We start from the raw sequence: 10,914 nt of genomic DNA on the forward strand, positions 1-10,914 counted from the left end.
CAGTTAATTCATGCCTGTCAGATCAAGTCTAAACTATTACACTTAATCGTTCAGCAATTAAGAAAGGGCAGATTGATGGTGGGGCAGCTACATTATTAGGTATAGCTCTTCTTATAATAGTCCGAACGGAGGTAAAAACGTCTTTATAGCTATTATAAGCCAAGAGGCCAGCAGTATGTTATTATGACCTGTTCGGATTATTGTGAGAAGAGCTATACTGCTATAGCAGTGGCACTTTTTGCAACTCGAACAGTGACAGCTGAGTTAATACCTATAGTTATAGCAGTGGCTGCAATTACAGCAGCAGCACTAACGGTTGGCAATGTAACATATAAACTGTTAAAGCCTAATACTAAAGTTGATGGAGTAGCAGTCTTAACAAATGTGCGTGAAGAAAGTGCTAGCATTACTTTATAATAAGGTTTCCTAGTGCTGAGATTCCAGATCAGATACTAAGTTGGTAAATACGAAAGCGCTTTACAATATTTTTGTGCGAAAGAAAGTGCCAGCTACTCGTATAATACCCATTTATTCTTGTAGTTGTCTTTTCCCGCCTACCTTATTTTACCACTCTGCTGAACAGATACAAATTCACTTTCTTACTTCACTCACTAAAATTTTAATATGGCGTTTCTTTCCTGCAGACAATTTTATGAATGACTGATCTTTGAAGCTCTCAGAATTTATTATATAGTTAACATCATTTATAGTATTATCATTAACTTTGCATCCATTGCCCTGTATTAAACGCTTTGCCGAACCTTTTGAAGGTTCAAAACCGGTGTCATGAAGCAAGTCTATCAGGAGTATGCCATTTACAACTTGTTCTCTTGTGATAGTGTAACCAGAAAGCAATGAACTGTCTTCATTTTCAAAAGCAGAGATTGCAGTAGATCGTGCAAGTTTCGCTTCTTTACAACCGTGACATATTTTTGTCACTTCTGTTGCCAAGACCTTTTTTGCTTCGTTTGTTTCTTGATCCTTCAAGGACTCTAGTTTTTTAATTTCATCAATTGATAAATCAGTGAAAAGTCTCAAAAAACGACCAACATCTTGATCATCAACATTGCGAAAATATTGCCAGTAGTCATAGGGCTTTAGCATGCTACCATCAAGCCATACTGCTCCACTTTCAGTTTTGCCCATCTTTTTTCCTTGTGCGTTTAATAAAAGAGGTGTGGTAAGACCAAACAGCTCAGGTAAATTTAACTTTTTGCCAAGTTCAATTCCGTTTACTATATTTCCCCATTGGTCTGACCCTCCAATCTGGAGACGACAGCCATACTTTTTATTCAACTCGACAAAATCATAGGCTTGTAACAACATGTAATTAAACTCGAGAAAGCTTAGATTTTGCTCCCTATCTAGCCTAATTTTCACACTATCAAAGCCTAACATGCGATTTACAGAAAAATGTGTCCCTATATCACGCAAAAAGTCTATATATTTTATGTTATTTAACCAATCTGCGTTGTTTACTATGATTGCACCAGTTTTTCCATAATCGAAAGATATCATCTTCTCGAGGGTTTTCTTTATACCAAGTATATTTTGATTGATATCTTCTATCGGCAAGACGCTTCTTGCTTTGTCTTTACCAGATGGGTCACCAATTTTTGTTGTGCCACCTCCAAGTAGAATTATTGGCTTATAACCGAATTTTTGTAGGTGACGGAGCATCATGATTTGAATGAGACTGCCAATATGCAAACTTGGTGCCGTACAATCAAACCCAATGTATGCAATTATATAATTATCTTGTGATAATAGCTGGTCTAACCTATCAATGTTTGTACATTGATATAGGTATCCTCTTTCTTGAATGAAGTTTAAAAACTCGGATTTATGTTTCATAATATGTTATTTTGTGTGTAAACGGTGTTGTTAACGATGGCGTCATTCCAGTGCTTGACGCTGGAATCCAGTTTATTATGAAATTTCATCAAAAATGTTGTATAGTGTGCTCGTTTATGATTAAGTTTTCTAGATTCCAGCGGGCTTTGTTGCATAGGTCAAATAAAAAGAACTGGCAGTTACTGACAAAATTCACTATAAGACAAGCATTTAACCTACTAAAGAAAAATATGCCACAAAAAATGAGAGTCAGTAACTGCCATGAATATAACAAATTTCTCCAAGAGAGGGGAAATATTTTTTATTACGTCAATGATGCCATAGAAAATTGGTACGAAAAAGGTCCAAAAATGGCTGGTGGCAACTATATTTATAGCGATAAGGTCGTGATTCTGGTTCACATAATAACTTATTTATTTAGAATAGGTCTGAGACAAACAGCGGGATTTATAGCAGGGTACCTTGAGCAAGTAAGGAAAAACTTGCAAGTTATTAGCTATTCCCAGGCCTCAAGAAGGCTTAAAAAACTTAACATCAAAATTAATGATCGAAGACATGATAAAAATAATACAGAAGATATTGAGATTGCCATAGATAGTACTGATCTACAATAATATTCCAGGTCATAGCAAGGCAAATGGTACAGATAGAAAGTATCGCCGCTATGAGCAAACAAGAAAACTGCATGTAATGCTAGAGATAGGTAGCAAAAAAGTTATAGCAGCAAAATACAGTGGCGGAGTTTATTCTGACCACTATGGAGCATGTGATCTTATTGCAAGGATTGATGTTAAATATAATATAAGCACACTATATGCAGACAGGGCATATAATCGAAAGAAGTTATACAAACTGTGCGATGAGCTTGACATAAAGACAAGGATTCCTCCGCAAAATAATGCAGTAGAGCATCCAAAGTTGGATTATATGGATGAGAGAAATTCTACAATCAAGCTCATAAAGTCATATGATGAAGATGGTATGAAGAGGTGGAAAAAAGAGATAAATTATGGGAAGAGATCTTATATAGAAAGTTTTTTCTCGCGACTGAAGCAAACATTTGGTTTTAGTTTTAGAAACAAATCTGAGGTTAATCGTGAGAGAGAACTGCTACTCAAGTGTTATTTGCTTAACAAATTTACTGATATAGGCATGGCTAAATTTGAGATAGCTTCATGAATTTATTCCACGTTACCTATTATCCGAAGAGTGATGCAACAAAGCCATTCCAGCGTCAAGCACTGGAATGACACCACCAACTTCATAAGGGTTGCCTTCAAAATTACAACATTTGAAAGTGTATACCAGCTACCTGGATAATCAATTCCATAACTCTTCTATCTTATAATATTCTCTTACTTCTGGCCTGAATAGGTGAACCATTATACCTTGAAAATTCACAATCACCCAGTTACCTTCATCCATACCTTCTACATCTATTTTATCATATTGCTTGAGATTTTTCATCACGTGCTCAGCTAATGCTTTTACATGGCGGCTCGAATCACCGGATGCAATGATCATATATTTTGCAATGACAGTTTTATTCTGTACATCAAAAGTAACTATATCTTGACCTTTGTTTTGATCTATTACATCTACAATTGTATTTTTTATTGATTCTGTATCACCATTCATTATTCTAAATTATATAATTTATCTGTAATGATACACTCAAAATTTCTGAATATGAACTATTTTTGATATGTTTCTAGTGTAACGTTTATAATACATATATTTGTAATATATGATAGTTTTCTGATGGTATGATCATTTACTTAATCGGATTTCCGGGTAGTGGCAAACTTACGATTGCAAAAGAGCTGTGTAATATTATTGATGGGGTGATAGTAGACAATAACCTGTTTAATAATATTATATTTGATATGATTGATTTCAGAAACGCTGAGGTTACAAGTGAAATATGGGAAGAAATTTTTGTGATTAGAGAGAATATGTTAGCAATATTGGAAAAATACCATATAGAATCAAAGCATTATATATTTACAAACGAATTGATAAAAGGTGATTCCTATGATCAAAAAGTATATAACTCAGTGGTGAATTTAAGTAAAAAAATGAACGTAGAGATTCTCCCTGTGGTGTTATATTGTAATAGTGGAGAACTAGTAAAGCGCGTTCAATTAAAGGAAAGAGAGCAGGAGAGAAAAATTACTGATTCAGATTTTGCTATGAGAAGAATTAAAGGAAAGAAACTATTTATGCCTCAAGGTTCACTTGAAATTGATAACTCAAACTTAAGCGCAAAAGAAGTTGCAAAAAAAATTGTTGAAAAAATGAATAGTAAAAAAGTAGTTGGAACTTCTATGATAGATAATTTAGCAATAGAGAGTATTTGTGATTAGTGAGGAGAAAGAGTATCGCCCTTGTGTTGGCATAATGTTATTTAACAAACAGGGGAATATTTTTATTGGAAAACGTTTTGATAGTGACTCTTATTGGCAGATGCCACAAGGAGGAGTTGATGAAGGTGAAGAGCTAGAGCAGGCAGCGCGACGTGAGCTATTGGAGGAAGTTGGTACTGATGAAGCAGAAGTTGTGGCTCAAAATAAAGAGTGGATATATTACAACTTACCCGAGGAAGTTATACCGATATGCTGGAATGGGAGGTATTCTGGCCAAAAGCAAAGGTGGTTCTTAATGAAATTTTGTGGGAAGGATAAGGATATTAATATTAACTATACTGATCATCCAGAGTTCAAAGAGTGGCGTTGGCAAAATGTGGATGATTTGGTAGCCAGTGCCATACCGTTCAAAAAAGAAGTTTATAAAAAAGTGATAGAAGAGTTTTCTTCTATCATAAAAGGATCTATTTATGATAGTTGATTCTCATTGTCATCTAATTTATTTTTCTGATGATGAAATACCAAAGGTAATTTCAAGAGCAGAGCAAAATGGTGTGAGAATTTTGCATAACATATGTATAAGCATTAATGATATCCCTAAATTATTAAAAATCTCTTCATCCTATGATCAAGTCTACTGCTCCGTTGGTATACATCCGCTTGATACTAATGTGGAAAAAGGTGAGTGTATAAATGCTGATGAATTGATTGAATTTACTAAGGGCAAAAAGGTAATTAGTATCGGTGAAACCGGATTAGATTTTTATAAATCTGATAACAAAAGCAATCAAAAAAAAAGTTTTGCATCACATATAGAAGCGGCAAAAGTAACAGGATTACCTTTAGTTATTCACACTAGAAATGCTGATAGTGAGATGATTGATATGTTAAATTCAGAAATGAAGAAGGACGCTTTTAGTGGAGTAATGCATTGCTTTGCTTCTTCTAAAGAGCTTGCTTATAAGGCTATGGACTTGGGATTATACATTTCATTTTCTGGAATTATTACTTTTAAAAATGCGAACTTACTAAGAGAAATTGCACAAAATGTGCCACGTGAGCGTGTTTTAGTTGAAACTGATGCACCTTATCTATCTCCTGAGCCTTACAGAGGAAGAAAAAATGAACCGGCAATGGTGAAATATGTTGTGAATTGTTTAGCAGAATTATGGAATGAATCGCCGGAACAAGTAGCAAAAATAACTACAAATAATTTTTTTAGACTGTTTTCGAAGCTTGAGCTCAAAGAAATTCTATAGGGCAATTAATTTAGCTGACAGAGCTCTTTTACTGCACTTACAGATTTATAAAACATCTCTTGTTCACTATCGTTCATTTTAACTTCTAGAACTTTCTCAACTCCATTTTTGCCAATAATAGTAGGAACACCAATGAATAAGTCTTTCACACCATATTCACCATTAAGATAAGCAGCGCATGGTAATATACGCCTTTTATCTTTTAAGTATGATTCTAGCATGCTTATGGCTGAAGATGCAGGAGCATAGTATGCAGATCCAGATTTAAGTAGATCAACTATTTCTTTTCCACCATTACGAGTGCGCTCAACTATTTCATCAACTTTTCCTCGCGTAATCAAACCCATCTCAATGATTTGGGTAAGTGGAATGCCAGCAATTGAAGCATAATTGATTAGTGGTACCATAGTGTCACCATGTCCTCCAAGCACAAAAGCAGATACATCTTCGACAGAAATATTTAACTCACTTGCAAGAAAATAACGAAAACGAGCAGAGTCAAGCACTCCTGCCATACCAACAATCATATTAGTTGGCAGACTTGAAGATTTGTATACTACTGAAACCATAGCATCTAAAGGATTGGTAACCACTATTACAAATGCGTTTGGAGAATGTTTTTTAATATTTTCCCCAACCTCTTTCATTACTGCAGCATTAGTTTGCAGAAGGTCATCTCTGCTCATTCCAGGTTTTCTGGCAATGCCAGCAGTTATTATAATTGCGTCAGAGTTTTTTATATCTTCATACCTATTTGTACCAGTAATATTGACATTAGATCGATCAATAGGAGATGATTCTGTAATGTCAAGCGCTTTACCTTGTGGTATTCCATCGCTTACATCAAGCAAAATAACATCTCCTAGCTCTCTTAGTGCAATCATATGGGTAAGAGTCCCACCGATATTTCCCGCACCAATCAAAGATATTTTTTTTCTTTGTGCTGTCATTTTCTACTCCTTTATATTTACTTTTGTGGCTTTACTACCTTCCCAAGGGGATAAGCTGTCAAACATACGAAAATCTTGTGGTAAGTCTATAGGATTATATACAACCTTTTTTGCCTCTATATCGTATCTTACTTCCTCGTAGCCAGTGAGAGGAAAATCTTTTAACATTGGATGACCTTTGAATCCATAATCCGTTAAAATCCTACGTAAATCTGGGTGATCAGAAAACTCTATTCCATACATATCAAATACTTCACGCTCAAACCACGAAGCTGCGTTAAATATCTTTGCTACACTTAGAGGTATATCACCTTCACATAACTGAAGCTTTATGTATACTCTGATATTGTGTACAACGCTGAGCAAATTGTATATTAGCTCGAAACGTTTTTCTCTATCTGGGTAATCAACTCCAAAAACGTCAACTAATAATTCAAGCCTACACTTTTCATCATCACGTAGAAAGAGTAAGTGATTTTCAATGTCATTCAAAGCTGAATATATTACAATAGTGCCATCATTTTTCTGAATACATTCACATTTAGTCTTTTTTTGTATGTATTTTGCAGTTTTATCCATGCTATATATTCTTAGTTCGTTTTATTTTATTTTGTAGACATAGCATTCCATATAGTAACGCCTCAGCAGTTGGAGGGCATCCAGGAACATATACATCAACTGGCACAATTCTATCGCAACCACGGACTACTGAGTAAGAATAATGATAATAGCCACCGCCATTTGCACAACTTCCCATAGAGACGACGTATTTGGGATCTGCCATTTGATCATAAACTTTACGCAATGCTGCTGCCATTTTATTAGTTAACGTGCCAGCAACAATCATAACATCTGCTTGCCTTGGGCTTGCACGAAAGATTATGCCATATCTATCAAGATCATAACGACTGGATGCAGTGTGCATCATCTCTACTGCGCAACATGCAAGACCAAATGTCATTGGCCACAATGAACCAGACCTTGCCCAGTTCATTATATAATCTATTAAATCGCCAAATTTAGTGATAAGAAAACCTTCTTTTTTGTAACGATTCCAGTCGCCATTAGATAAATTTATTCCCATTCCAACGCACCTTTACACCACTCATAAATAAAGCCTATAGTAAGTATTGCAAGGAATATCATCATAGACCAAAATCCGCAATAGCTTATTTTAGATAAAGAAATGGCCCAAGGGAAAAGAAAAGCAATTTCTAAATCGAATATTATGAACAATATTGCAACTAAGTAAAATTTTATGTCGAAACTTTTTCTGGCTCTTGATAAAGGATTAAAGCCACACTCATATGTAGAAAGCTTTTCACCATCTGGGTTACTGACTGCAAGAAACATAGGTAATACACCTAAAGTAAAGGATACTACAATTGATACACAGATAAAAATTAATATGGTTAAATATTCACTCATTTAAAAAACATATAACACTATGAATTTACATGCTTTCCTAATCTTTTACCACCTAAAATATGTATGTGAAAGTGCGGTATAACTTGCTCTCCATCTTTACCGTGATTAGTAACTAATCTATATCCTGTTTTTTCTAAGTTATATTTATGTGCTATTTCTCTAACAGTTTTAAAAAAACTTACTATTTCCTCTTCGGAAGCTTTCAGAACAAAATCATCGTATGAAACGTATTGAGCTTTTGGTATAACTAGAATATGAACTGGTGCATCAGGATACTTATCACGAAAAGCTAGCACATTTTCATTTTTATGTATTTCCTCATAAGACAACTCACCTCTTAATATCTTAGCAAAAATATTAGTGTCATCATAAGCTGTACTACCCATACTTTATTAAATTCCTGGTCCTCTTCTATTTTGCTTATGATTTGGTGTAGAAGGTGGGCTTATTGCTGCTTCGCTAGAAGCATCTTCAAGACTTGAAACGTCTTTTAGCTGTATATCTTGTCCACGCAAAACTGACCCATAGTCCATTTGGTGTCTTTTTGAAAACGTTTCTATTCTTTTTGCCCTTCTTGCAGCAATAACTTCTGGTTGTAAATGATACATATCTCCAGGAACAGTTAGGCTATGATACCTTTCCTCTATTTTAACTTCTTTCATAACACTCTCCATAATTTATTTCCCCCTACCTCTTATGCTTTCGCAACTTTCAAAATCTTGTTTAATAGCTTTTTGCCAATTATTTAAAATTTTCTCTGATGACTTTTCTTTACCTATAGACCTTATAACTTCTTGTGACTGTTGCTTTTTACTATCGTATCCACTATACAACTTTTCTGCAATATCATACAGCAACTTTCGGTCTGTGTGAACTTTAAACTCTTCACCAGTAATTTTTGCCAAATTTTTGAGATCATAATCAATTTTATTATAAATTCCTTCAAGAGCGTACTTTTTCATCTATACCTGGATTTTTATCTTTTATTTCTTGGATAATCTTCTCAACATCAACTTCAATTACAATTTTGTTTTCTTCTCTAAATATAGTTATATTTGGCAGATCTTTCCTTATTTTATCTAATTTCTCTGGACTCAAGTAAGGTATATCCCCCGTTAAAGTTCTTGACGCTAAAAAACTTACCTTACCTTTTTCTTGTTTTGTTATTTGTATGCCAAGGTACTTACTAGCTCCTGTGGTTTTTATAGGTGGGTCATATTTCTCTTCTTCTTTAGATACATCACTCACAGCCTTTTTTAATGAAACTTTAGCATCATGCTTCATTTCATCAATTGAAGCAAACGGTTTCTTTATAGGATAAATAAGTGCTTTAGGGACAAGAAAAAACACGCCTTTTATCTTAGCCAAAATAGACTTTTTATTTGACTCATCTTTTGCCATACATACCTCCAAGTCACTTTCTACAATCAGATAGTAAAATACACCCAATTATAGACGAAAATATTTAAACTTGTATATCTATTATAAGATGAAATTATAGAGATAGCAATCATTATTTGTACATTACCAAAGTATGTAGTATTTTTGCTGCTTTTCTTGTTCAAATTACCTTTAAAGATAAATTATGTTAAAATGGAACGCAAATAATATTATCGATGCTACTGGCGGAAGAGGGGAGGGTGTTTGTAATTCGGTATATAGCTCAAATATTTCAACGGATACAAGAAGCATAAAAAAAGGCGATTTATTTATTGCTCTCAAGGGAAAGAAATTTGATGGGCATGATTTTCTACATGAAGCATTTTTAAAAGGAGCTGTTGCTGCGGTAGTAAGCGAAGATAAATATAGAAATTTTCCTCTAATTATTGTGCAAGATACTCTAAAAGCTTTGCATAATATGGCATCATATTACATTAGAAATGTTCTTGTTAATGCTAAAGTTATTACAATTACAGGTAGTGTCGGGAAAACGACTACAAAGGACATGCTGCACACTGTTCTATCGCAATATGGAGCGTCTTATGCAAACAAAGATAACTTGAATAATAATATAGGATTACCTTTTACTATTCTAAAAGTCCCAAAAAACTGCCAGTACTTAATCCTTGAAATGGGAATGAATAGAGCTGGTGAGATAAAAGAGCTATCGAAGATTAGCAATCCGGATATTGCAGTTATTACCAACATCGAACCTGCGCATGTTGAAAATTTTTCATCTCTACTTGATATTGCGCAAGCGAAGTTAGAAGTCCTATGTGGTATGAAAAATAATGGTACTTTGGTTTTGAACAAGGATAATAAACATTATGATTATCTTTTATCAAATGCTGACAGAAATGTAGTGAGCTTTGGTAAGAATGAAAGTGCTACTGTTCGTTTGTTAGACCTAATAAGAAACGATAGCGGTATAAATTTAAAAATTAAACCGCACAACGGTCAAATTATAAACTGTAATTTACGTTTGCGGGGTGAGCATTTTACATACTCTGCATTAGTTGTGACAGCAGTTGTGCAAAGTCTAGGACTTGATTTATCGAAATTACCACTAGCACTTGAGAATTTTACTGTAACAGAAGGTAGAGGTAATGTTCATCAAGCTAAATACAATGGAAAATTAGTACATTTGATTAACGACTCCTATAATGCTAACCCTACTTCAATGAAGGCTGCAATAAGAACTTTAGGTACATATTCTAATTTAAGAAAAGTGGCACTACTCGGCGATATGTTAGAACTTGGTAATGAAAGCATAGTATTTCATACAGAATTGCTTGACTCTATAGTAGAACAAAATGTGAATAAAGTTCATACAGTTGGTAAATTTATGTTAGAATTGAATAAACTTTTACCGGAGAATATAAAAGGCATGCATTTCGATGATTCTAACCAATTGAAAAGTAATTTAGCTAATATTGTTCAAGGTAATGATGTAATTTTAGTTAAAGGTTCTCATGGAATGAGAATGGACCTTATAGTGCAGGAATTCACAATAGAATATTAAATAAAACTATTGTATTAATTTAAAGTTATTGGAAGTTTTAACTGTGATAAAAATGTAATAGTTTAGACTTGATCTGACAGGCATGAATTAACTGA

General features: G+C 34.1%; 12 protein-coding genes and 3 pseudogenes. 6 read left to right on the plus strand and 9 right to left on the minus strand.

Annotation, left to right across the window (positions count from 1 at the left end; translation table 11 throughout):
* Nucleotides 1-216: 216 nt before the first annotated feature.
* A pseudogene (locus JR053_RS04075) lies at nt 217-417 on the plus strand (ankyrin repeat domain-containing protein); the annotation flags it as partial.
* Nucleotides 418-591: 174 nt separating this feature from the next.
* On the opposite strand, the gene tyrS reads toward JR053_RS04075, so the two are convergent.
* Nucleotides 592-1,854: a tyrosine--tRNA ligase gene (tyrS, locus tag JR053_RS04080; protein ID WP_010403581.1), complete on the minus strand. Its 1,263-nt coding sequence runs from the start codon at nt 1,852-1,854 to the stop codon at nt 592-594.
* Between the two features lie 230 nt (nt 1,855-2,084).
* On the opposite strand from tyrS, the pseudogene JR053_RS04085 reads away from it, so the two are divergent.
* Nucleotides 2,085-3,033 (plus strand): annotated as a pseudogene (locus JR053_RS04085) (IS5 family transposase).
* A gap of 141 nt (nt 3,034-3,174) precedes the next feature.
* Here the strand turns inward: JR053_RS04085 and rsfS are convergent.
* Nucleotides 3,175-3,492: a ribosome silencing factor gene (rsfS, locus tag JR053_RS04090; RefSeq protein WP_007302263.1), complete on the minus strand. Its 318-nt coding sequence runs from the start codon at nt 3,490-3,492 to the stop codon at nt 3,175-3,177.
* Between the two features lie 128 nt (nt 3,493-3,620).
* Here rsfS and JR053_RS04095 point away from each other — a divergent pair, with 128 nt between their 5' ends.
* The 3 genes from JR053_RS04095 to JR053_RS04105 are packed head-to-tail and all read left to right on the plus strand — an operon-like array spanning nt 3,621 to nt 5,479.
* Nucleotides 3,621-4,220 (plus strand): AAA family ATPase, encoded by a 600-nt coding sequence (locus JR053_RS04095; RefSeq protein WP_010403570.1) that lies wholly within the window; start codon nt 3,621-3,623, stop codon nt 4,218-4,220.
* The gene (locus JR053_RS04100) at nt 4,213-4,701 is read left to right on the plus strand and encodes an RNA pyrophosphohydrolase (protein WP_416603628.1); all 489 of its coding nucleotides are present in this window, start codon (nt 4,213-4,215) and stop codon (nt 4,699-4,701) included. The genes JR053_RS04095 and JR053_RS04100 overlap by 8 nt, the downstream gene beginning before the upstream one ends.
* The gene (locus JR053_RS04105) at nt 4,691-5,479 is read left to right on the plus strand and encodes a TatD family hydrolase (RefSeq protein WP_010403563.1); all 789 of its coding nucleotides are present in this window, start codon (nt 4,691-4,693) and stop codon (nt 5,477-5,479) included. The genes JR053_RS04100 and JR053_RS04105 overlap by 11 nt, the downstream gene beginning before the upstream one ends.
* A gap of 5 nt (nt 5,480-5,484) precedes the next feature.
* Here the strand turns inward: JR053_RS04105 and mdh are convergent, their stop codons facing one another.
* The 7 genes and pseudogenes from mdh to JR053_RS04140 form a co-directional block, all read right to left on the minus strand.
* Entirely contained in the window at nt 5,485-6,429 is a 945-nt protein-coding gene (gene mdh / locus JR053_RS04110) for a malate dehydrogenase (protein ID WP_010403560.1), read from the minus strand.
* 3 nt (nt 6,430-6,432) lie between these two features.
* Nucleotides 6,433-7,008 carry an NADH-quinone oxidoreductase subunit C gene (locus JR053_RS04115; protein WP_010403557.1) on the minus strand — a complete coding sequence of 192 codons (576 nt, stop codon included), beginning with the start codon at nt 7,006-7,008 and terminating at the stop codon, nt 6,433-6,435.
* Between the two features lies 1 nt (nt 7,009).
* Entirely contained in the window at nt 7,010-7,513 is a 504-nt protein-coding gene (locus tag JR053_RS04120; protein ID WP_007302257.1) for a NuoB/complex I 20 kDa subunit family protein, read from the minus strand.
* A complete protein-coding gene (locus JR053_RS04125; RefSeq protein WP_029237628.1) occupies nt 7,504-7,857 on the minus strand; it encodes an NADH-quinone oxidoreductase subunit A in 354 nt (117 codons plus the stop codon). The genes JR053_RS04120 and JR053_RS04125 overlap by 10 nt, the downstream gene beginning before the upstream one ends.
* A gap of 17 nt (nt 7,858-7,874) precedes the next feature.
* Nucleotides 7,875-8,243 carry an HIT domain-containing protein gene (locus JR053_RS04130; RefSeq protein ID WP_006014413.1) on the minus strand — a complete coding sequence of 123 codons (369 nt, stop codon included), beginning with the start codon at nt 8,241-8,243 and terminating at the stop codon, nt 7,875-7,877.
* Nucleotides 8,244-8,249: 6 nt separating this feature from the next.
* Nucleotides 8,250-8,531: a hypothetical protein gene (locus JR053_RS04135; protein WP_010403548.1), complete on the minus strand. Its 282-nt coding sequence runs from the start codon at nt 8,529-8,531 to the stop codon at nt 8,250-8,252.
* A 3-nt stretch (nt 8,532-8,534) separates the two neighbouring features.
* Nucleotides 8,535-9,258, minus strand: a pseudogene (locus JR053_RS04140) (hypothetical protein).
* Nucleotides 9,259-9,442: 184 nt separating this feature from the next.
* Between JR053_RS04140 and JR053_RS04145 the strand changes: the two are divergent.
* Entirely contained in the window at nt 9,443-10,819 is a 1,377-nt protein-coding gene (locus JR053_RS04145) for a UDP-N-acetylmuramoyl-tripeptide--D-alanyl-D-alanine ligase (RefSeq protein ID WP_010403545.1), read from the plus strand.
* Nucleotides 10,820-10,914: the final 95 nt, after the last annotated feature.

It is taken from the genome of Wolbachia endosymbiont of Nasonia vitripennis (assembly GCF_048054115.1).
Lineage (GTDB): Bacteria > Pseudomonadota > Alphaproteobacteria > Rickettsiales > Anaplasmataceae > Wolbachia.